The 22,159-nt window shown below is 39.3% G+C and carries 18 protein-coding genes; 4 read left to right on the top strand and 14 right to left on the bottom strand.

Features of this window, described 5'->3' with window-relative positions:
- Window positions 1-64: 64 nt before the first annotated feature.
- The 9 genes from QZ735_RS01310 to QZ735_RS01350 all read right to left on the bottom strand — a co-directional run bounded on the left by QZ735_RS01310 (window position 65) and on the right by QZ735_RS01350 (window position 10,270).
- Window positions 65-568 (bottom strand): hypothetical protein, encoded by a 504-nt coding sequence (locus tag QZ735_RS01310; RefSeq protein WP_294243468.1) that lies wholly within the window; start codon window positions 566-568, stop codon window positions 65-67.
- Window positions 569-653: 85 nt separating this feature from the next.
- On the bottom strand, window positions 654-1,907 hold the full coding sequence (locus QZ735_RS01315) for a polysaccharide biosynthesis C-terminal domain-containing protein (RefSeq protein WP_294243470.1): 1,254 nt from the start codon (window positions 1,905-1,907) through the stop codon (window positions 654-656).
- A gap of 1 nt (window position 1,908) precedes the next feature.
- Window positions 1,909-3,039 carry a glycosyltransferase gene (locus QZ735_RS01320; protein ID WP_294243472.1) on the bottom strand — a complete coding sequence of 377 codons (1,131 nt, stop codon included), beginning with the start codon at window positions 3,037-3,039 and terminating at the stop codon, window positions 1,909-1,911.
- 95 nt (window positions 3,040-3,134) lie between these two features.
- Entirely contained in the window at window positions 3,135-3,623 is a 489-nt protein-coding gene (locus QZ735_RS01325; protein ID WP_294243474.1) for a hypothetical protein, read from the bottom strand.
- A gap of 23 nt (window positions 3,624-3,646) precedes the next feature.
- Window positions 3,647-4,783 (bottom strand): hypothetical protein, encoded by a 1,137-nt coding sequence (locus QZ735_RS01330; RefSeq protein WP_294243476.1) that lies wholly within the window; start codon window positions 4,781-4,783, stop codon window positions 3,647-3,649.
- Window positions 4,784-4,823: 40 nt separating this feature from the next.
- Window positions 4,824-5,609 carry a (Fe-S)-binding protein gene (locus QZ735_RS01335; RefSeq protein ID WP_294243478.1) on the bottom strand — a complete coding sequence of 262 codons (786 nt, stop codon included), beginning with the start codon at window positions 5,607-5,609 and terminating at the stop codon, window positions 4,824-4,826.
- Between the two features lie 86 nt (window positions 5,610-5,695).
- Window positions 5,696-7,033, bottom strand: coding sequence for a (Fe-S)-binding protein (locus QZ735_RS01340; RefSeq protein ID WP_294243479.1), 1,338 nt, complete (start codon window positions 7,031-7,033; stop codon window positions 5,696-5,698).
- Window positions 7,034-7,047: 14 nt separating this feature from the next.
- Window positions 7,048-7,998 (bottom strand): MlaD family protein, encoded by a 951-nt coding sequence (locus QZ735_RS01345; protein ID WP_294243481.1) that lies wholly within the window; start codon window positions 7,996-7,998, stop codon window positions 7,048-7,050.
- 127 nt (window positions 7,999-8,125) lie between these two features.
- Window positions 8,126-10,270, bottom strand: a complete 2,145-nt coding sequence (locus tag QZ735_RS01350; protein ID WP_294243483.1) for a SurA N-terminal domain-containing protein — start codon at window positions 10,268-10,270, stop codon at window positions 8,126-8,128.
- A gap of 258 nt (window positions 10,271-10,528) precedes the next feature.
- On the opposite strand from QZ735_RS01350, the gene lon reads away from it, so the two are divergent.
- From lon to QZ735_RS01365, 3 genes are all read left to right on the top strand, one after another.
- Entirely contained in the window at window positions 10,529-12,934 is a 2,406-nt protein-coding gene (gene lon / locus QZ735_RS01355; protein WP_294243485.1) for an endopeptidase La, read from the top strand.
- Window positions 12,935-13,102: 168 nt separating this feature from the next.
- Window positions 13,103-14,215, top strand: a complete 1,113-nt coding sequence (locus tag QZ735_RS01360) for an AI-2E family transporter (RefSeq protein WP_294243487.1) — start codon at window positions 13,103-13,105, stop codon at window positions 14,213-14,215.
- A 211-nt stretch (window positions 14,216-14,426) separates the two neighbouring features.
- The gene (locus QZ735_RS01365) at window positions 14,427-15,260 is read left to right on the top strand and encodes a GLPGLI family protein (protein WP_294243490.1); all 834 of its coding nucleotides are present in this window, start codon (window positions 14,427-14,429) and stop codon (window positions 15,258-15,260) included.
- A 565-nt stretch (window positions 15,261-15,825) separates the two neighbouring features.
- Here QZ735_RS01365 and QZ735_RS01370 read toward each other — a convergent pair.
- The 5 genes from QZ735_RS01370 to QZ735_RS01390 all read right to left on the bottom strand — a co-directional run bounded on the left by QZ735_RS01370 (window position 15,826) and on the right by QZ735_RS01390 (window position 20,910).
- Entirely contained in the window at window positions 15,826-17,328 is a 1,503-nt protein-coding gene (locus QZ735_RS01370) for a S41 family peptidase (RefSeq protein ID WP_294243492.1), read from the bottom strand.
- A 9-nt stretch (window positions 17,329-17,337) separates the two neighbouring features.
- Window positions 17,338-18,213 (bottom strand): hypothetical protein, encoded by an 876-nt coding sequence (locus QZ735_RS01375; RefSeq protein WP_294243494.1) that lies wholly within the window; start codon window positions 18,211-18,213, stop codon window positions 17,338-17,340.
- Window positions 18,214-18,223: 10 nt separating this feature from the next.
- Window positions 18,224-18,787: a hypothetical protein gene (locus QZ735_RS01380; RefSeq protein ID WP_294243495.1), complete on the bottom strand. Its 564-nt coding sequence runs from the start codon at window positions 18,785-18,787 to the stop codon at window positions 18,224-18,226.
- Window positions 18,788-18,937: 150 nt separating this feature from the next.
- Window positions 18,938-19,144: a hypothetical protein gene (locus QZ735_RS01385; RefSeq protein WP_294243497.1), complete on the bottom strand. Its 207-nt coding sequence runs from the start codon at window positions 19,142-19,144 to the stop codon at window positions 18,938-18,940.
- A 407-nt stretch (window positions 19,145-19,551) separates the two neighbouring features.
- Window positions 19,552-20,910, bottom strand: coding sequence for an acyl-CoA dehydrogenase family protein (locus QZ735_RS01390; RefSeq protein WP_294243499.1), 1,359 nt, complete (start codon window positions 20,908-20,910; stop codon window positions 19,552-19,554).
- A 203-nt stretch (window positions 20,911-21,113) separates the two neighbouring features.
- Here QZ735_RS01390 and QZ735_RS01395 point away from each other — a divergent pair, with 203 nt between their 5' ends.
- Window positions 21,114-22,025, top strand: a complete 912-nt coding sequence (locus tag QZ735_RS01395; RefSeq protein ID WP_294243501.1) for a DUF4349 domain-containing protein — start codon at window positions 21,114-21,116, stop codon at window positions 22,023-22,025.
- Window positions 22,026-22,159 lie beyond the last annotated feature (134 nt).

The following is a 22,159-nucleotide window of genomic DNA, read 5'->3' on the forward strand; positions in this document are numbered from 1 at the left end:
TATTTAGATGTTAGTTATTAGAAAGTTGAGCATCAGCATGTCAACAGTTGTGCAAAGGTATACATTATTTTATGATCGTCACTACATTCGGTGCGCCGGCCTGTTTGGTAAACCGCAGGGTATCGTTATACAGTACTTTCGAGACTTCGAAGACCTGGGGCGTCATCCGGTACTGGATCTCCAGCTTGTCATTAATGGTATCCAGAATCGTATTGTTCAGCCTCTTGATCAGCGAAACCGTAATGACCGAATGGTAAATCTTATCATCGGGGTTCAGTGTATCGAGTCCTACTCTTTTAGCTCCCGCAATGTATTCAATGAAGAGTGTGGAATCTGCAGTTGCCCTGAGCGTACTGTTTACCGGGGCAATATCCGAAACGCCATTGACGTCATTCAGCGAGTACGTAAAATAGGTATTGTCTTTCCTGCTGTGCAGAACGTCGCGTCCGGCTTTATTTTTCATGTAGATATTTAAAATCTGATCGATTCTCCGCACGTCTTCATCACCTGTCCGGCAGCTCAGCAAGGCAAAGAAAATAATCAGCAGTCCAAAAACAATATTCTTCATGTCCAACAAAGATAAAAACTTATTTTAATTTTCAAATGGATTCGCCGGCTGAAATTGAAGAAAGCCCCGGTAAGTTCATGCAAGTTTACTTTTTCTGAAGCTTTTTCATCAAAATCCCCATTTCAGCTTTGGAAAGGAAATAATCCCGGAACCGGAATTCAGTAATCCGGTAAAATCTCCAGAACAGAAGCCCCGAAGAGAGACAGTAAGAAAGTGATGTTATGATACAGGCTCCCCGGATTCCCCATTTCGGAATGATGAGGAATGAAGAAACCAAAGTAAAAATCAATCCGATCAGCGCTTTCACATTCAGGATGCGAAGCTTATTGATGCCTGCAAAATAGTATCCTATAATATTGCTGACAGCAATAGCAAGGATTCCCGGAGCCAACAGAAGTACGATTTCCTTGGTCTGGCTGAAATCTTTACCGAATATAAAAGAGTAAACACGGGCAGGAATGATCAGCATGACCGCTATGAATAATAAGGTAATTAAGAAGCTGATTCTTAGTGAAATCTTGGTTTTTTCTATAGCCTGGTGCGGGCTGGCGGTATTGATGACATCGGCATACAGGATAACGGAAAGGCTGCGGCTTATGGTCCAGACGGCTTCGGAAACGGCAATTCCCACTGAAAAAACACCTACGCTTACCATTCCCCTGAAATATTCCAGGAAATAAAAGGAAAGCCGGTTATTCAGGAACTGCAGAAATGCACTCAGCTGTGTTTTCCAGCCATAGCTGAACAGCTTTTTCCCGGTAGCTCCTGAAAAGGAAATTCTCTTCAGCATTCCCGGCTTTACGATCTGAAATATACTGGTCAGGAATAAAAGCCCTAAGCAACCGGCCTGGGCCATAAAATAGGCTTCAATGGAACTGATGTTAATCAGATAAACAATGATGATAATAAAAATGATATGGATAAGTTGCTGCAGAATCGTGTATATATTGAACATGGTAATGTTCTTTTGCCCTACAAAGAGATTCACATTGGCGGTAAGCAGTGAGGTGAGTACCGAAAGGGAGATCAGATATCCTGAATATGGCACTGCATGGCTGAAACTGAAAAGCAACGGGATGGAAATTCCTGTGATTACTGACCATAAGTAGGCAAAAGGCAGGATTTCTTCGATCTTGTATCTGGAAGCAAAATAGCTCATGCTGCTGCCCACAAAAATATTGGCAAAAAAGCTGATCACGGTAAGATCTGCGATCACGATGGAAATCGATCCTTTTCCTTCGCTTCCCCAGAAGTTGGTTGTGTAGATAACCAGTCCGAAATTCAGGAACAGAATAAAAAAACGGGAGAAAAAAGTTGTAAGGAGAGTTTTCTGCTTCATCTTACGGCAAGGAATTTTGGATGAAGCGGACAAAAGGTTCTCTTATATTCTTCCAGTTGTATTTATGTTCGTAAGAAAGCCTTGCATTGCGGGAGTGGCACTCATATAAATCAGGGTTTTCAGCATACTTTATGATAAGGTCTGCAATTTTCCCGGAATCCTCAGGATCCACCAGATATCCGAATTCTGAAACATTCACATGCTTTCTTGTTGCTTTAAGATCAGTATAAATCACCGGTTTTCCGGAAGCCGCATAATAAAAAATCTTGATCGGCAGGCAGTGGTCATTTTCAAAGTTCAGGGTTCTGAGATCGAAACAGAGATCGGCCTCTGCATAGGATTCGGTAAAGGTCTCAAAAGAAGCGGATTTCCTGATGGTGATCCTTTCAAACCGGTATTCTGAGAGTAATTCGGAGAAATACTGCTCATCCTTTTCTTTCCGGCAGCCTCCGATCAGCAGCAGGGAAACGACAAGGTCCGGCTTCTTCTTTCTCACCTGATCTGCAGCGGCAAAGAAATTCCCGATTCCCTTCTCTTCAGAAAACTGTCCGGTATAACAGAGCGTGATCTTATTTTTTTCCGGTTTTTTCAGGTGCGGATGGATGTATTGCTCATCCGGATAATAAGGGAGAAGCAGGGATTTGGTAAATGGAAAAAAATAGGCCAACGGAAATTTTTTAGCGTCCTCGCCGAAAATATAACCGGTACTCAGAAAGCCGGCATACAACTGTACCAGAAAGAATTTAAAGGCGTGGAATATATTCATCGGAAACCTGAAATTTTCTACCATCCGCATGGAAGGGTACCATTCCGTGATATCATAGATGATTTCTGTTTTTTTCTTTTTGCGGTATTTCCGGGCGGCAATAACAGCAAGGGGCTCAGAACAGATAATACAGTCCGGCCGGAATTTTTCACAGATAGTCTCAAATATTCGCTTCTTATCTTCGGTGCTCCTTTGAAGTACTGAGTAGGATTCAACTTCAATACCGTCAATGGTCCCATGAAATGCAGAAGAGAGACTGCAGATTTTCACCCTATGTCCCGATTCCTGTAATGCTTTTGCCTGATGAAAAAAAATCCGGTCATCATTATAATGGTGTGCAGTGGTTAAAAAAAGAATATCAGACATAGGTTCCGGAATCTCAGGATCAAAATATTGCAAATATACCTAAAAACAGAAAAGCGGACTGCTCCGCTTTTCTGTTTTATCAATGATCATTCAAATTATTTGATCCCTGCGGCCCAGCTTCTGTCAAAAGGAAGCAGGAAGTTACCCAAAAATTCCAGGTAGGTATTTTTTGAAAAGTCGAAAACCTCAACGTCCTTAGCAATTTCACCGCTTCTGACTTTAGATTTAAAATCAATAAGCTTAAGGGTTTTCACTTGTCCGTCTTCAACATAGGAGGCTTTCATACGATCAAAAAGTCCCAGCTGGTATTCTTCGTCTATCTCCCGCATTACTTTTCCCAATGCGTCGATGCTGCATCCGGAAGCCATTTCTTTTTCTTCATCCACACAGATAATAATAAACTGGTTTTTCTCTATCTTAAAAGATGATGAAAGCGGTTTTCCATGGGCTGCCCATCCGGCAAGGAAATCATAAAGCCTTTCAGTAATCGTCTTGGCTTCTTTGGTAGTAAAAGGTCTTGATGCCGGATAGATAATTACCCTGTAATCATTAGCTTCTACGATATCTGATTCTTCAATCTTCATTGGAATAAATTTAAAGTATAAAATTACGCAATTTTCCTGAGTCTGAAACCATTATATTTATGACTGACTGTGTTAAGGAATATCACAAGAAGCATGATGATAAATATGAAGAAGAATCTCATTCCGGCCGCATGCGGAAAAAATAAAAATTTAATATAGATATTAACAAAAATCAACAGGGCAAAAATCCTGTTCTCAAGATCTTTTGAGCAAGAAAAGATAAGGATTAATAGTGTAAGCGACATAACGGATACCCTTTTGAAATAGATAATTCTATGAAAGAGAATATCGAGATAATCATGAAAGCTGAAATCCGGAGATTGTGCGGAAATTACCGGTCTTCTGTAAATAAAGGAATCATAAAAAAGACTTTTCCATCCCGGATAATGGCACAAACGGATAATCGCCATATAGAAAAGAACAAGCACTAATCCCTGCAGGAAAAAATAACCGTTTAATTTCCCATTGTTAAAATAATGCAGCCCTATTCTCACGGCAAGATAAGTCAGGGCAAACAGAATATAATCCGGTCTGGCGAAAACAATCATTATAAGAATGGCAAAAATAGCCCATTGATTCACTTTTTTGAGTAAACCCAACATAAACAGAAGCATAAACTGGAAAAGAAACATATCCGGCGTAGGAATCCTGGCCATATGTATCATAGGCGGTAATAACAGGACTGCTGCCGTAAGAAATGCAGCCAGAACTGCATTTTTGGGAAAGATGATCTTCATCAGAAAAAAAAACAGGATTCCTGAGACAAAATAGGAAATACTGCTTAACAGCAAGACCGATTGCGGAGAAGTAAAGCCGAGTTCATATAAAATCAAAACAGCACTGGTATAGCCTATTTTAATCTGGTAATAGGGAAGCTGTTCACGGAATGCTTTCGTATTGTTAGCAAAGGCCTGCCGTGCTTTATCGGCCGGTTGAAGTCCGAGAATATCTTGGTATTGAATTTCCGGAGCTTCTTTCCGGATATCCCGGTAAGTAAGTATACGGACTTTATCCGGCTGCTGTGGAAATTTCAGGGAATACAAACAACCGATATAGCCCGGCATATCCCAGTCGAAAACCCGGTTTCTGTAATTCCAGCAGCTTAACAGGAAAAGAAAGATTACCGTGAGCAGGAATGAGATCTTCCAGTTTATTTTCATAGAAGGAACAATCCATTAGGACAGACAAAAGACGGGGACATCAGAGATCATCCGCTTCTGCCAGGAGTTCCACAATATCTTTAACGGCAACCTCGGTATTTTTATTGAAATGTTTTACCCCGTCCGTCAGCATGGTATTACAGAACGGGCAGCCGGTAGCGATAACCTTCGGCTCAAAGGAAAGTGCTTCTTCCGTTCTTTCGATATTGATATCTTTTCTTCCTTTTTCAGGCTCTTTGAACATCTGCGCGCCACCGGCTCCGCAGCAGAGGCCATTGGTCCGGCAGCGTTTCATTTCCACCAGTTCAGCATCCAGCTTTTCCAGGAGCATTCTCGGTGCTTCGTACTCGCCATTCCCTCTTCCCAGGTAACAAGGATCATGAAAAGTGATTTTTTTACCGCTGAAAGCACCACCCTCAATTTTTAAACGCCCTTCTTCCATCAGGTTTCTGAGGAATTGGGTATGGTGAATCACCTCATAATTTCCGCCAAGGCCTGGGTATTCGTTTTTAAGGGTATTGAAACAGTGCGGGCAGGCCGTAACGATTTTTTTCACTTCGTAGGCATTCAGTACTTCAATATTCGTTAAAGCCATCATCTGAAATACAAACTCGTTTCCGGCACGTTTGGCAGGATCTCCCGTACAGCTTTCTTCCTGTCCTAAAACAGCAAATTCAACGCCTATCTTGTTAAGGATCTTACAGAATGCCTTTGTGATTTTTTTAGCACGGTCATCAAAGCTTCCGGCGCATCCTACCCAAAACAGGACTTCCGGGGATTTTCCTTCGGCAGCATAATCTGCCATTGTTTTTATAGTGAAATCCATTCTTTATTCAATTTGAAAATGTAAGAATTTGGAAATTTGAAAATATACGATAAATTTTCAAATTTTTAAATCTCGTAATTGATTAATTAATCTTTTGCCCAGTTCAGACGGTCTGCCTGATTGTATTGCCATGGAGCGGCATTGTTCTCAATGTTGGCCATCATCAGGTTAAGTTCCTGTGGTGCCGCTGATTGTTCCATTACTAGGAATCGTCTCATGTCATTGATGATCGACAGCGGGTCCAGCAATACCGGACATGCTTCCGTACAGGCATTACAGGTGGTACACGCCCACAGCTCTTCTTTCGTAATATAATCGTGCAGCAATTTTTTGCCATCATCTTCAAACTTGCCATTCTGGTCAATGTTCCTTCCGACTTCTTCAAGACGGTCTCTGGTTTTCATCAGGATCAGTCTCGGAGAAAGCTTTTTTCCTGTAATATTCGCCGGGCAAACGGCTGTACACCGGCCGCATTCCGTACATGAATAAGCGTTTAAGAGCTGAACCTGATTCAGATCGAATACATCTTCTGCTCCGAATTTTGAAGGTGCTTCGGCTTCTACTTCTGCAGGGGCTGCATAAGGATCTGCATTCGGATCCATCATCAGTTTAATTTCTTTGGTAACGGACTCAAGATTGTTAAATTTCCCTTTCTTTTCAAGATTGGCGTACCATGTGCTTGGAAAGGCCAGAATAATATGCAGATGCTTGGAATAATACAGGTAATTCATGAAAAACAGAATTCCTACAAAATGGAACCACCAGGCAAACCTTTCAACAAATACCAGAAAACCGTCACTGAAACTGAAAACTTCAAGGAAAGGTACGAAAATCGCCTGGCTTACCGGGAATGTCCCTGCCAGATGGAAACCTTCCGCCCCTCTCATCTGCAGAATGGAATCTGAGGCATTCATGGTGAAAAAAGCCATCATAAGAGCAAATTCAATAATGAGAATCCAGTTGGCATCCTCTTTCGGCCATCCCAGAAGTTCTTTCATCGTCAGCCTCTTCACACCGTAGAAATTCCTTCTGATAAAGAATAAAACCACACCGATAATAACCAGCAGAGCCAGGACTTCCAAGGTGGCAGTAAAAAAGCTGTAGCCTCCGTTTCCGATAACGGAAAACAGGAACCGGTGGGTTCCGAAGATCCCGTCTATGATAATCTCGATCAGCTCTATATTAATGATAATAAATCCTACGTATACAAAAAGGTGCAGGGTTGCAGCGATAGGGCGTTTCACCATCTTACTCTGGCCCATTGCTACCCTGGCCATGGTTTCCCAACGCTCCCCTTTTCTGTCGCTGCGGTTGATTTCCCGGCCCAGTCTGATGTTTCTGTAAATTTTCTGCAAGCTCCTGGCAAATAGCCCGAAACCTGTGATCAATAGAATAAGAAAAATAATGGCACTGATATATTGCATATCGAAGGTATGGATTAGTCTTTAGTGTTCTTACCGAATACGGAGAAATTTACATATCGCTTCGGATTCGCTTTTACATCTTCGAGTAAAGTATTAAGATTGGTAGAAGCGGCGTTCAGATTATTATAAAGCTGGTCGTCCTTCATGATTTTCCCCAAGCTTCCCTGTCCGCTGTTGATTCCGTCAACAACATTATTCAGCTTACCTACGGTAACATCCAGATTGGCGATGGTAGCATTCAGTTTTTGGGTATCAATGCTTTCTGCAAGGTTTCCGTACTTATCAAGCGTTGTTTTTCCGCTCTGCATCGTAAGGCTTGCCTCGTCCAGTACTTTCTGAAGCTTAGGATCGTTGTGACCTACAAGGGAATTCACGCTTCCGGCTGTAGTCTGAAGTGCTGATACGGTTTTATTCAGATTAGCCAGTAACAAACGGATCTCTTCCCGGTTTTGGGCATTCACCACCTGATTGGCACTTGACATCAATGAATCTACACGATATAAAACAGTCTGCAACTGATCTTTTACCGGTCCAACCTGGGAAGAAAGGCTCCCCAGTGTTCCCAGCTTGAATGCTCCTTTCAAGGTGTCGCCATCCTTGGCAGTAGGGCCGCCATACATCAGGTTGATCCTCATCTCCTTTCCGGACATAATCCCCGGCTCAAAAATCTCAAGGGTTGAATTTTTTGAAAACTCGAAATTATTATCCACGGTAATTTTTACCAGAAAATCGATTTTACCATCTTTTGAGGTATGAGGAATAATTTTATCTACCTGTCCGACTTTCAGGCCATTGATGGACACAGGCGAAGATTGCGCCAATCCTTCAACGTTGTCATATTGTGCATAAAATATATTATCGGTAGTAAAAAGGCTTCTGCCTTTCATAAATTGAAAAAGCACCACAAAGCCTACAATGGCTATCAGTGCGATTACACCAGCTTTTAATTCTTTACTGAACTTCACTTGCTAAATTTTTCTAATGAGCAAATATAACACATTTATGAGTGTTTTTTGTACCGCTCCTTGTTAAACGTAAAAAAAGCGGCAAAAACTTTGCCGCTTTTCTATCCTGATGGAAAATAATAGGGTATTACTGCTGAGCACCGACTTTATTCCAGATTTCGATTCTGTAGTCATCGATATCCGCATTGTCCTGAAGGCTTTTTAACCATGCCTGTCCGAACATTCCCGCATTTCTCTGGGTTACGGATTCCGTGAACTGCTTAAGGTCTCCAGGCTGTTTGTTTACGGTTTCATTCTTTTTGATCAGAACATATACTCCGGTACCGCCCTCAACAGGGTTGGAAAGTTTTCCTTTCTGAACCCCGAATGCCGCTCCGGCTACTTTTGGCTCCATGGAACCGGCTACCGAAGGATTCAGCATGTTTACCTGCGCGGATTGTTTTGTCACACCGAATTGTTTTGCAATCTGATCCAGGCTTCCTGCCTTCCCGATCTTTTCAGAAATCTGTTTAGCAGCAAGTTTGTTTTTTACGACCACTTCAATCTGATCTCTTACTGATTCCGGGTCGGCGCTTCCTTTTTCCTGCTTCCCGTTCAGATAAACTACAATCTTATCACCGGTACCGTCTACAGTAAAGAATTCGGTATCTCCTTTTTCTCTTTTCTTATCGAAGGCCCATGCCAGGATGTCGCCGTCTTTCTCAGTACCTAGCCCCTGGAGCTGACCGTCGAATCTCTTCGCCTGCTTAGGATTGGAGAACTGATAGTTCCCTTTCTTGGCAATGTTCACGAAATCATTGAAAGATTTCCCCTGAACCTGCTGAATGAACCGTCTTGCTTTTTTATCATTATCCGCTTCCGTAGCATCGGAAGGCTTGATGGCTTTTACCAGGTTGGCTACTTTATAGCTCATGGCTCCCGGTTTTTTGTCTTCAATATTGATGATATGGTACCCGAACTGGGTTTCCACAACACCTGTGGCTCCTTTAGGATTGTTTGCTAAGTAAGTCAGGAACTCAGGAACGAAAGGTGTTTCAGGAGTTGTCCATCCTAAACTTCCGCCCTGTGCTGCAGAACTCGGGTCGTTTGACAGTTTCAGGAAGTCGGTAAACCTGGCAGGATTTGCCTTTACGACAGCTCCGATGGAGTCTGCCAGCTTCTTAGCCGCTTCTTTGGATCTTGTCACCCCTTCTCCGGCAGGACTGCCTTTGAATGCAATGAGAATATGCCTTGATAAAGTGGAATCCGAAGTTTTCTTGTCCAACAATTTGGAAACCACATAAAAATTCTGCTCTTTATAAGGTCCGAAAGTCTGTCCGATGGCTGCTGCCGGAATCTGGGCCTGAATAGTCTGAGGCAATTGATTCGGCTTTACATACTGCGCATTGAAAGGCATATCTGAATTGGCCATAACGAACATGGAGTCGTTTTTGGTATTCTGGAAATTTTCGGTTCCTCCGCTGGCATCGGTCCCTCCTGAATAGAGTTTGTTGATTTCCTTCTGCGCTGCTGCATCATCTGCCGCACTCGGCTGCGAAGGGAAATAGACAACCCCGAGGTTCCTGCTGGCTTCCGCCTTGAACATGACCGGATGCTGTTTGATATAATTGGCAAGATCTTCAGTCGTTACTTTGATGTTGTTTTTCTGAAGATAAGCAGCATAATCAATTTTTACAAAGTCGATATCTGCCAGCTGATCCCTTTCTTTCATCAGTTCCTCCGCTTCTTTTTTACCGGTAGTAATCCCTGCCGAAAGATTGGCGAACACCTGTCTGGCCATCAGCCTGTATTCGATGGATTTACGGCTTTTCAGCCATTGGTTGTACCCTTCCGGAGAAGACGCTTTCATGTCTTCGATCTGTTTTTTAAGCTCCTGGGTTTTGAAGTTGCCTTTTTCGTCGAAGAACTGCTTTTGCTGCGCAAACATCTGATCGTACTGGAGCTGGTTCCAGAAATAATCTTCTGTCATTTCAAAGCCCAGCTTCTCAAACTGCTGCTTGATCAGTTTAGACTGTACCAACAACTGCCAAGCCTGCTCTTCAAGGCCTGTTTTAGGCTGGCCCTGCTGGTCTGCCTGCTGCTGCAGTACGAAAAGCTGATCGTTAAACTCTTCACGGGTAATTTTCTCACCATTCACTTTTCCTAAAACATCAGGATTTTTACCGAAAACCTTCTCAATACTGTCGGGGTTTACAAGGAACGCCAAAAGCGCCAGTGCAATTACTCCCATCAAAAGCCAAGGTCTACTCCTAATTTGTCCTAAAATTGCCATTATATATATTATAGTTTTTTATCAGTTTGCGAAAATACACATTTTTAAGAAATTACGGAAATCGAAGGCCTTTTTTTAATTTTTAAAATTTAAATTTTACGAAAAAGGAAATTTTGACCGTATTTTTTACTAAAAAATGAATGGCATAAGTCTTGTGCCATTTTACCACCCATACTGTGTTCTTCATGGATACAACATGTTATGGAATTTCACGTTAACGAATTAAAATGGTAATGACAATTTGTCATTCAATCTACTATGACAGAGTTTGAAGATATAAGTTTAGAAGAAATGATAGGCGACGGATTTGATATTGTAGCAGAAGAGATCAGCCTTTCTGATCTTTCGGAGAGCGAAAAAAATTCCGGCCAGAAAATATTCCCCATCCTTCCTGTAAGAAATATGGTAATGTTCCCTAACGTGGTGATTCCCATTACTGCAGGCAGGAAAACATCCATTCAGCTGCTGGAAGAAGCCCAGAGCAACGGCGATCTTATAGGAATCGTAAGCCAGAAAAAATCTGATCTCGAACAGCCGGAGGAAAAAGATCTTTACCAGATCGGTACCATGGCGAAAATCATTAAAATCATTAAGCTTCCTGAAGGAAATATCACTGCCATTACCAAAGGTTTTTACCGCTTTAAAGTAAAAAAAATGGTTGAAAGCCAGCCTTATTTCAAAGCAGAGATCTCTAAGCTGAAAGATGCCAAACCTAAAGATGCAGATGAGTATGAAGCCCTGCTTGAAAACGTAAAGGATCTGGCACTGAAAATCATCGAGCTTGATCCGAACATTCCTAATGCAGCCAATTTTGCCATCAAGAACATCAATAACAACGATGACCTGCTGAATTTTATCTGTACGAATGCCAATTTCCCGTCTTCGGAAAAGCAGAAGCTGCTGGAAGAGAAGAACCTGATGGAAAGAGCGCATAAATGTTATGAAATGATGCATGAGGATTTCAGGAAACTGGAACTCAGAAACCAGATCCACCAGAAAACGTCCAAGGACCTGGATAAGCAGCAGCGTGAATATTTCCTGAACCAGCAGATCAGGACCATTCAGGAAGAACTCGGCGGCGGACCGGAAAGCGATGTGGAAGACCTTATCGCCAAAGCCGCAAAAAAAACGTGGAATAAAGATGTGGAAGAGCACTTCCAGAAGGAAATCAACAGACTCCAGCGGCAAAACCCGAATTCCCCGGATTATAATGTCCAGAGGAATTACCTGGATTTCTTCACCGATCTTCCCTGGGACACCTTTACCAAAGATACTTTCGATATCGAAAAGGCCCAGAAAATCCTGGACAAGGCCCATTTCGGACTGGAGGACATCAAGAAAAGGATCCTGGAACATATGGCTGTCCTGAAACTGAAGAACAATATGAAGTCACCGATTCTGTTATTGGTAGGCCCTCCGGGAGTCGGGAAAACCTCTCTCGGAAAATCGGTAGCAGATGCATTAGGGAGAAAATATGTACGCGTTTCTCTTGGCGGGCTGCATGATGAAAGCGAAATTCGCGGGCACAGGAAGACGTATATCGGAGCCATGGCAGGGAGGATTCTCCAATCCATTAAAAAATCAGGCACTTCAAACCCGGTCATCGTACTGGACGAAATTGATAAAGTAGGAAAAGGGATGCATGGCGACCCAAGCTCAGCACTCCTTGAAGTCCTTGATCCCGAGCAGAATAAATCTTTTTATGACAATTTCCTCGAAATGGGATATGACTTGTCTAAAGTGATGTTTATCGCGACAGCCAATTCACTTTCCACCATTCAGACCCCTTTACTGGACAGGATGGAAATCATTCAGATTGCAGGATACACGCTGGAAGAAAAGTCTGAAATTGCCAGAAGGCACCTGATTAAGAAGCAGCAGGAAGAAAATGGGCTGAACTCAAAGTCTTTCAAACTCGGACATGCGGAATTAAAACATATCATTGAGGCCCATACTTCGGAAAGCGGAGTAAGGACGCTGGAAAAAAGAATCGCTTCGATAGCCAGATGGGTTGCCTTACAGACCGCCCTGGTAAAAGATTACGATGCCAAGATTTCCATTGAAAAGATAGATGACATCTTAGGAGTCCCGAGACCGAAAAGCCTGTCGGAACTTACAGATGTTCCCGGTGTGGTAACAGGTCTTGCATGGACCAGCGTAGGAGGAGACATCCTGTTTATCGAAAGCATTATCAGCAACGGGAAAGGTGCCCTTACCATGACCGGCAATCTGGGAACGGTAATGAAAGAATCTGCCACCATTGCCCTGGAATATATCAAGGCAAAGCATGACGAACTGGGAATTTCGCAGGATGATATCGAAAAGAAAAATATCCACGTCCATGTTCCTGAAGGTGCTACGCCTAAAGATGGACCGTCTGCCGGTATTGCCATGCTGACATCGATGGTTTCTTCATTCAAGAACAGGAAAGTAAAACCTCATCTTGCCATGACCGGCGAGATAACCCTGAGGGGAAAAGTGCTGCCGGTAGGAGGAATCAAAGAAAAGCTCCTGGCAGCTACAAGAGCAGGAATCCAGGAAGTCATCCTTTGTGAGGCCAACCGTAAGGATGTTGAGGAAATCAAGAAGGATTATCTTAAAAACCTCGAAGTCCACTACGTCAGCTGGATGAACGAAGTACTGGAACTTGCGCTTGAAAAATAATATGGCAGAGAAATCTGCTTTGAATCTAGTAAAACACGCTGTAGATACGGCGTGTTTTTCATATTCTTAACCCGGAAACATGGCACGGAATTTTCTGATACCACGAAACAGCCGGCAGTTTATCTTGTGATTTATTATAAGGTAATTGTTTATACAATATTTAGCATTATGAATCTACTTCAGCTTCCTTTCCTTGTCAAGCTCACGCTTGTGATCATCTGTATTCTGGGTCTCGGTTATCTCCTTTCATTAGGGCAGAGTATTCTGGCGCCTTTTTTCTTTGCTTTCCTGATGGCTATGCTGTTCCTGCCTGCCGCCAACCTCATGGAAAAGAAACCGAAGTTCACCCGCTCAATGTCTACAATTGCTTCACTGATGATTATGCTGATGATTCTCACCGGACTGGTTTATTTCTTCGGTTCCCAGCTTTCAGATTTCAGCAAGGACATCCCTCATCTCAGGATACAGTTTACCAAAGTTTTCGGTGATCTCCAGCACTGGGTTTCCAAGACATTCCACGTAAAGATCAATGAACAACTGACTTATATTGACCAGGGACTGAATAAACTGCTTTCTTCCTCAGGAGTCATCCTGGGCTTCACATTAGGCATTTTTTCTACAGGACTCGGGTTTATTGCTTTTTTTATCCTGTTTTTTATTTTCATCCTGAATTACAGAAGGGTACTGAATAATTTCATCATCACGGTCTTTAACGAAAAACATAAAGCAAGCGTGCTAGAAATAGTCAGTGAAGTAAGGGTAATGACCAAAAAATACATCATCGGGCTCTGCCTTCAGGTATTGATCGTCTCTACTTTAACTTCTATCCTGCTTACGGTTTTAGGTGTAAAGTATGCGGTCCTGCTGGGTGTACTTACCGGTCTGCTGAATGTAATCCCTTATCTGGGCATCTGCATCGCACTGTTAATTTCCTGTTTCATCGCCTTTGCCACCTCTGTGCCCTCTACCTGTATCTACGTACTGATCGGATATGTTGGAGTGCATGCCATTGACGGGAATATCATTCTGCCCTTTGTTGTGGGGTCGAAAGTAAAGATCAATGCCTTATTTTCTTTCCTCGGCATTATCATCGGGGAACATTTGTGGGGAATTGCAGGCATGTTTCTCTGCATCCCGGCTATTGCCATCATCAAAATAATTTTTGAGCGGGTTGACGGTTTAAGGCCATGGGGAAAACTTTTGGGTGAAGAGGAGAAACCCGGAAAAGTAAAAAAGACCTACAAGCTTTCGAAAAATATTACCCTCAAAGAAATGGATTAAAGTAAAATCTATTCTATACTTGCTATATTTATATTTTTTGTGTTATCAGGTTATTAAAAAGCAATTCAGTAGAGCTTCACATCAAATTTTCTATAGATAATAAAAATGTTATAATGCAATATATTGTGTTATATACAATTATCATTAAAATGATGTTAATAAAAGTTTATTAATAATACATTTTTTTGTAAATTGGTTTAAAATTATTAACATGAAAAAATACTTTAGCCTTGGTTCTCTTTTATTAATATCTATTGTTTTTGCTCAGAATCAAAGATTCAGCTATGAATACCGTTCAGTGCCGGATTTTTCCAAACCAAATGATACTGTTGTACAGACTATGCGTCTGGAAACATCTCCAAAAGGTTCTTCCTTTTACAGTTATGAAACAGCTTATAATGATTCAATCAGAAGAATTCAGTATGAAAAACAACTGGAATTTTCCCAAAATTTGAACATATCCCAAGCAGACGCAGCTTCAAGAAAAAGATACTTTAAAGATAAAATATCGAAGACTTATCCGAAATTTGAGATTTTTTCGCATACCTCCATAGGTCGTGATAAGCTCAAAGTAGAAGAAAGCAGACCGATAAAATGGCAAATTCTTAATGAAAAAGAAAATATAGGGTTATGGTCAACACAAAAAGCAAAAACGGAATTTGCTGGAAGAAAATGGACAGCGTGGTTTACAACAGAAATTCCTTTGCAGGAAGGGCCTTATAAATTTTATGGTTTGCCTGGACTTATTGTTAAAATGGAAGATGAGACGAAAAGCCACGTTTTCCTTTTAAAAGAAGTGAAGAATATGCCGGAAAATTTTGAAATAAAAAATATTGCAGATAATAAAGAAGTAAAAGCTTCAGTTAATCAATATGCTAAGCTTATAAAACAGCACAATGATGACCCTATGCGTACACTGCGTACAGCAGAAGCAAACGGACAAATAAAGATTACACCTGAAAACAGGGCAAGTTATGAAAAATCGCAAAAAACCAGACTGGAAAATCGTAAAAATGAAAATCCTATTGAAATTCAAGTAAATTGATTCATAAGGTTAAATATAAATTTAAGTTATTTTAATTTTTCTACTGAAACAGGCTGTAATTCAAGGTATTTTGATTGTTAAAAGCTACCTTAATTTCCAGCCTATTTCTATGTAAAGATATAATAAGTATATTAAAAAAATGTAATATCTTAGATTCCGAATTCTGTCCTTTTCTCGCTAATCCAAATTAATTGTTAATTGTAGACATGCCTAATATTTAAAATTAAAAAAAATTAGCTATTATAACAGGAAAAAAGAAGAACTTAATGTTTTATTTTATAGATAGAATGGTATTCCTCCAGCCATGGATAAATTTTAAACAGGCAGTCGTATAATATAATGTATATGATTTCGAGTCCATTCTAACAAAACATTTCCGGGTTTAAAAAGTGATAAATCCATATTTGAATAAGTAAAAAAACGAAGTGTTAAATCACGAGTCCTTTCTGATGAACTTCACAAGAAATAGTATTTTTTCAGAAAGGCCATCTGCGTATTTTGATGATTTCATATCTTTCTTACTTATACAAGAACCTAAACAACAGTAAAATGTAGATGCACTCAACTAGTCACTTTTTTTTGCAATTTTTATAAGCTGCTGAATCTGATCATCGCTATTGCATAGTATTTGAGATATTGTTCTTGGCAGTTGAATATCGGGATCGGTTCCTATTCCGTCAAATAAATTTCCATTTTTTTGAAATGAAATCATTTGTGAAATGGTAAATTGTATTTGAGATTGATTTAAGTTATAGGTCATAGGCATGCCACTGGATCCATCAGTAGGGCTTCCTGCTATTTTGATATTCCCAATTCCCTTGAAAACAGAAACAAATATGCTGGCAGAGCTAAAAGTCATCTCATTAGCTAATATATAAACAGGTTTTTCAAAATAAAAATTATCTGTTTGCCTGGCATTTTTATTATTTAATACCATATAGAAATATTCGCTATATAATTTATTATCAATCTGCACATCAGGATGAAATGTTTTTAGAAAATTATCAATTGCCTCTTTTGATTTTGCATTCTTAAATCTGCTATATGGATAAAGATACTTCGCCTCTAAATCTTTAATAATTTCCGCATTTAGGGATCCTTTATTTTTAGCTATATTAACAACTTTATATTCATCTGGTTTTAAAAAATAACTTGAAAAAAAATCTATTAAATCTCTGCTTCCTCCAGAATTGTTTCGAACATCTATAATCAGGGCATCAGAGTTTTTCAATAATTTTAACTTTTCCTTTAATAATTGAAAATATTTCGGATTTTCTGAATAACTATACATTTTAGGAATTTTAAAGTATAGTATATTATTATCATCCAACTTAATTATTGGTTCCTCTTTATTATCGTTTATATAGTTATCAATGTCACGCCATTTATTTTTTGATGCAACAACTTTAATAAAAATAACAGAGTCTTTTTTGAGGTCCTTACTTAAAAAAGTTAACTTCAATTTATCTCCAATCCGTAATCCTTTTTTTATTTTATATAGTTCGTTTAATTTATCCACTCCATGCGCTAAGGAAGAATATTCAGGTGCCTTTTTGTTTTCCGGATCATATTTATGAATAAAGTCTATTAAACTATAATTGTCAATACGACTCAGGTATGGAAAATCTTTCATGAATAAAGAGAATTTTCCTTTTCCTGCTTTGACAACTGCAACCGCCTGGTTATTTTTCCAAGGTGCCAAACCAAATGGTAAATAATATTTACTATTTTCCTTACAATTCCCTATATAATTTAAATGGAAATGTCTATCTCCTAAATTTGATAATATTTTACGTAAATTGTCTGAATATTCCTCTTTTTTTATCTTACCATTCTTATCAGATAAAGCTTTGGAAGACAATATATCTAATGAATCCAGAACACCTGAGTTTTTTATGTCTATATATGGAGATGTTTCCAAAAGAAGCTTTTTAATATGCTCAATTTCAGATATAATTTCAGTATTGTTTACAAGGCAATCGTTATTTTTATCCGAGCAACTAAAAATAGCAATTATAAATATGGCTAGATATATTATATGATGACTTTTATTAATTTTTAATTTCATAAATATTAGTTATAAAGAATTTTTAAAATAGAAAATAGATTCTTGCCAAGGAACCATAATAAATTGAAGAAGAATAAAAGCTATTATATAATATATTGAATATTTGACATTAGTCTGTCCTATTCCTAACAATAAAAGTATAGAGGAAAAACCTAGAACCGGAAAAATAAAATATGTTCCAATACAAAAGGTAATCAAGGCAATATCTTTTATGGTATTTTCTTTTTTTATAAAAAGAAAAAGTGCGGCTACAATTGCTTCGAATATCAATCCAAATATTTGGAAACAATAAAGAATCCTACTGAGATATAAAGAGTTGGTTAAGTTTATATAGCTGTTATCTATAGGTAAATAATTTAGTAAGCTGACATCTTTCTGATTTTCAAATAACTCTTCGTAAGGTGTTTGAGTAATAAAATTCGTAACCAACATAAATCTTCCGTCAATAAGGAAGCGTCCGTGTAGAAACCCTGGAGTATGAAATCCATTCAGAAATTTTTGCAATACTGCGAAAAACATGACGAGACCTATCATCAGCCTTGCATTATTTTTAATATACCCAATATTTTTCCCAGTCCATAAATAAACTGTTATCAGCAATATCCAATAAGTGAAGAGAATTTTATGATTATCTAAGCTGTAAAATTGTAAACTATTGAAAAAAATCAGAAAAAATGATATTAATAACCAGAGTAATTTATTGGCTATATAATTATTAAAAGCAAGCATTATAACGCATATTATGCGCATAAAAACATCTAATCCCCATCCTGTACTCCCATCAAGTACCAATAGTATCAGCGAAAACTTTAATATGAGATTCTCTTGAAAAGTTTGAGGTACAACATTATAATGTTTTATAAATGCAATAATTTTATTTGTCAATGTGCATGTTTTAAAATTTAACGGACTCTTCTTTACCTATATAATGTTTCTGAACTTTTACACCTTGTTCATAAAAATCTGTTTCATACAACATAACTTTCACCTTTTCTATATTGATTGCCCCTTCTAAATTAGCATTCTTCAAACCTTGGTAATACTTAGGAGTATATATTTTACTATAAAATTTTTTATTGTTTTTGATATAATTTGTACTTTTTTCATCTAGATGCTGAGGAAGCGTAAGGGAAGAAGGTTTCAAATAAGAATTTACAATTAAAGTTGCTAATTTATTCAGTCTATTTTTATCCGGAAACTGTTTGGTTTGATTTAAGAAATTTCTGGGAATAGGAATATCATATTTACTACCTTCCACTTTTATCAATACTGAATCTCCGTCTTTTGTATATCCAATAGCTGTGATATTTGAAGTTTTATTAGTAGAAAACATACCAAATCCACCACCTTTCCAAGGGGTTAATCGATCAAATTGGGAATCATAAATTTGAACTAATGCAACAAATACTAAAACAAAACATATGAAAAAATTATCTACTATTTTCACAAGAGTATTCATGGTTTGAAAGTTTAAAAGAGAACATCTTGAAAGCAAGACAATACTCTTTGGAATAAAATATTTATCTATACTTGTCGTATAGGGAGGGATATGAACAAAATTTATAAAATAGAGGCTGCCCAAATTTTTTCGACAGCCTCTTGATTTTAATTAGGGTGTGTTAACTTCCGCTTGTGCTTCCATTAATTCATATCGTTCTTCACGCAATTCTGCAGGAGGTCGTATTTCATCCGATGCATCAAAATTTGGTGCAGCAGTTAAAACATCCGATGTTTTAGAATCGTCCATTTTTGAAAAAGAAAAGGATCCTATAACGATTGCGCCTAGTAATCCATAAAACATTAATTTTGTTTTCATAATGATTGATTTAGTTAATTTATTGCCTACTTTCAGTTTTTTTCAGTCTCTGTTTCGGCTTTTCAGACTTTAAATATCTTTTACAAATATATTTAAAATTTTAATAATTCTATTAAAATTATTGAATAATTATAAAATATATGTAATTCAGATTAAATAAATCACCATTTTTATAATTCACAACACAACGAAAAATAACAATCAATAAACTAAATATCAACACGTTATATCATTTGCTTTTTATGACTTATTTTTTGAAATACACTAAATATTTGATTACCTAATATTTGCATTATCGAAAATATTAGCTATAATTAGATTATTTGCATTGAGACCGCTGAATGTCTCTAGGCGCTGTGGCATATATTGACCTGTATTAAAGCTATAAGCAAAACTTACTATGATTTCTACACAAAAGCACTAAAGCCTGTAATTGACCTTCCCACAATCAGGGAATTGATTTCCTTGGTGCCTTCGTAGGAATAAATAGCTTCGGCATCAGCGACAAATCTGGCCACATCATATTCAAGCAGGATGCCGTTGCCGCCCAATACCTCACGTGCTCTTGATACAATATCCCGTGTTCTGAGCGTACAGAATACCTTGGCCAGCGAGGCATGCTCATCTTTCAGGACGCCTTCATCCTGCATTTCTGAAAGCCTGAAAACCATAGTCTGCATGGCAGTTAAATTAGACAGCATTTCCACCAGATGTCCCTGGATCATCTGGAAAGAAGCAATCGGTTTGCCGAACTGCTCTCTTTTCCGGGTATAATCCAAAGCGCTTTCATAGGCACCCCTTGCGCAGCCGGTAGCCATCCATGCGACACCTGCCCTCGTCATCTGCAGCACTTTTGCCGTGTCTTTGAAAGTATGAGCATTTTGCAGGCGGTTCTCTTCAGTAACCACACAGTCTTTCAGCGTAATAAGTCCGTTCTGTACAATCCGTAAAGCCATTTTCCCTTTAATTTTTTCCACAGCATAGCCCGGATTATCCTTTTCCACGATAAACCCCTTCACTTCTCCATCATCAAGATCCCTGGCCCAGATGATGATAACATCTGCAAAAGTGGCATTTCCTATCCATTTTTTCTGTCCGTTCAGGATCCAGCCTTCCGGAGTTCTCTTGCAGGTTACGGTAAGACCACCTGCCGCACCGGAGCCTACTTCAGGTTCCGTAAGCCCAAAAGCCCCGATCTTTTCAAACTTCTGCATCTGCGGCAGCCATTTCTGTTTCTGCTCTTCCGAGCCGCACATGTAGATGGATCCCATGGAGAGGCCCGACTGTACGCCAAAGAAAGTAGCAATGGAAGCATCGATCCGTGCCATCTCCATGGCGATAATGCCTTCCATCAGGAAGGGCATTCCCGGACATCCGTACCCTTCATAGGTAACTCCGCAAATCCCCAGTTTCTGGAATTTCGGGATCAGTTCGTGGGGAAACTCATCCCGCAGCCAGTAATGGTTCACCAAAGGCTTCACCTCTTTTTCCATAAACGCCCGCACCCTGAGCTGGATTTCCCTGTGCTCCGGGGAAAGCTTATGTGACATATCGTAAAAATCTCCATCAATGGCCGGAAGTTCTTTTTTTACTTTGTTAGGATCCAGCATCTTCATCATCCCTTTCAGCTGCTTATCATCAAGCTTTGAAAAATTTTCCATCAGTTTAGGAAGATTGACTTTCTGAGAGATGGTGCTGAGCTGATCAAAATCAATTGACCTGAATAATTCTATGGCATTTCTGATTTTAGAAAAAGTTTTTGACATAATAATAGGTTGTGCTTGTTGTATGGAATGGTAGCAAAAATTAATCCGAAAACAGAGGTCTTTACCGAGATTTGTTTTACAAAACATTGATCGTTAATCAGTTATTCCGAATTTATTGTTTACAATACCTTTATAGGAGATTTTCAAACGTTACAAAAAATCCGGGCTGAACTTTGAAAGATATAAACCCTTACAATAATTCTATGAAAACAACGTACATCAGACTGATCTTTGCAGCATCCATCCTTTCAGCCGTTTACTCCTGCAAGAAAGGAGAAGCTTCAAAAGCAGAGCGCAACGCATACGCAACAGCAGATTCTGCAACAGCAGTAGCACCAGACAGCATCTCCTCAGCAGTTTCCATCAGAGTTAAAGACAAACAGTTCATTACTACTGCCCATGTCAATATGGAAGTAAAAAATGTCTATGAGGCAACCATTTCCATCGAAAAATCGGTTCAGGAACTGGGAGGATTTGTTACCCATAGCGAGATGAAGAGCAATATAATTTCAGAAGAAACCTATCATACTTCGGATGAAGAGGCCTTACTGATAAAAAAATACCAGACAGAAAACGGCATGCAGGTAAAAGTGCCTTCTGAAAAGCTCGGGGAGCTTTTAACCCTGGTGAATGACAGGAAACTGTTCCTGAATACACGGTCCATCCATGCGGAAGATATAACTTCCGATATCCAATATGCAGCGCTGGAAAGCAACCGGGTGAAAAAGAATGAAAACAACATCAGCCGTCTGAAACCGGGTAAAGACCAGGTTAAACTGGATAATGAGAATGCGGCAGAAAGCAATATCCAACAGCTGAACAGCATGAACGTTACCGACCAGCTGAGATACAGTACTGTGGATATTTATATTAAAGAGCCCGGTGTCCGTGTAGCAGCCATTCCGGTCATTAACACCGAAAGTATAGACAAGCAATACAGGTTTGATTTTGCTTATAGTATAAAGACTGCTTTTGAAGAGGGCTATTACCTTATCCAGAAGATAATAGCCGGGCTGATTGCCATCTGGCCGATCCTGCTGATTGCTGCCGTGGTTACCTACTTTATAAGAAAAAGAAAAACCCTTAAAAAACATTCGGCAGAGATGGAAATCTAAACCTCATTCCTGCTGAAAATTATTTTCATATCATTCATTATAACCTCCTGGCAATGCACGGAGGTTTTCCCTTTTTCCGGGATCAGTCACCATATGCCGACTGATTTTTAATCATCCATTAACATCATTGAGGT

It is taken from the genome of uncultured Chryseobacterium sp. (genome assembly GCF_913776365.1).
Taxonomy (GTDB): domain Bacteria; phylum Bacteroidota; class Bacteroidia; order Flavobacteriales; family Weeksellaceae; genus Chryseobacterium.

Coding starts and splice junctions, on each gene's coding strand:
- QZ735_RS01340 (WP_294243479.1), bottom strand. CDS start 7,033: ATGCAATATATCAGTGCCATTATTTTTCTTATTCTATTGATCACAGGT.
- QZ735_RS01325 (WP_294243474.1), bottom strand. CDS start 3,623: ATGAAGATTGAAGAATCAGATATCGTAGAAGCTAATGATTACAGGGTA.
- QZ735_RS01385 (WP_294243497.1), bottom strand. CDS start 19,144: ATGAAAACAAAATTAATGTTTTATGGATTACTAGGCGCAATCGTTATA.
- QZ735_RS01320 (WP_294243472.1), bottom strand. CDS start 3,039: ATGTCTGATATTCTTTTTTTAACCACTGCACACCATTATAATGATGAC.
- QZ735_RS01335 (WP_294243478.1), bottom strand. CDS start 5,609: ATGGATTTCACTATAAAAACAATGGCAGATTATGCTGCCGAAGGAAAA.
- QZ735_RS01360 (WP_294243487.1), top strand. CDS start 13,103: ATGAATCTACTTCAGCTTCCTTTCCTTGTCAAGCTCACGCTTGTGATC.
- QZ735_RS01330 (WP_294243476.1), bottom strand. CDS start 4,783: ATGAAAATAAACTGGAAGATCTCATTCCTGCTCACGGTAATCTTTCTT.
- lon (WP_294243485.1), top strand. CDS start 10,529: ATGACAGAGTTTGAAGATATAAGTTTAGAAGAAATGATAGGCGACGGA.
- QZ735_RS01365 (WP_294243490.1), top strand. CDS start 14,427: ATGAAAAAATACTTTAGCCTTGGTTCTCTTTTATTAATATCTATTGTT.
- QZ735_RS01315 (WP_294243470.1), bottom strand. CDS start 1,907: ATGAAGCAGAAAACTCTCCTTACAACTTTTTTCTCCCGTTTTTTTATT.
- QZ735_RS01390 (WP_294243499.1), bottom strand. CDS start 20,910: ATGTCAAAAACTTTTTCTAAAATCAGAAATGCCATAGAATTATTCAGG.
- QZ735_RS01310 (WP_294243468.1), bottom strand. CDS start 568: ATGAAGAATATTGTTTTTGGACTGCTGATTATTTTCTTTGCCTTGCTG.
- QZ735_RS01395 (WP_294243501.1), top strand. CDS start 21,114: ATGAAAACAACGTACATCAGACTGATCTTTGCAGCATCCATCCTTTCA.
- QZ735_RS01380 (WP_294243495.1), bottom strand. CDS start 18,787: ATGAATACTCTTGTGAAAATAGTAGATAATTTTTTCATATGTTTTGTT.
- QZ735_RS01370 (WP_294243492.1), bottom strand. CDS start 17,328: ATGAAATTAAAAATTAATAAAAGTCATCATATAATATATCTAGCCATA.
- QZ735_RS01350 (WP_294243483.1), bottom strand. CDS start 10,270: ATGGCAATTTTAGGACAAATTAGGAGTAGACCTTGGCTTTTGATGGGA.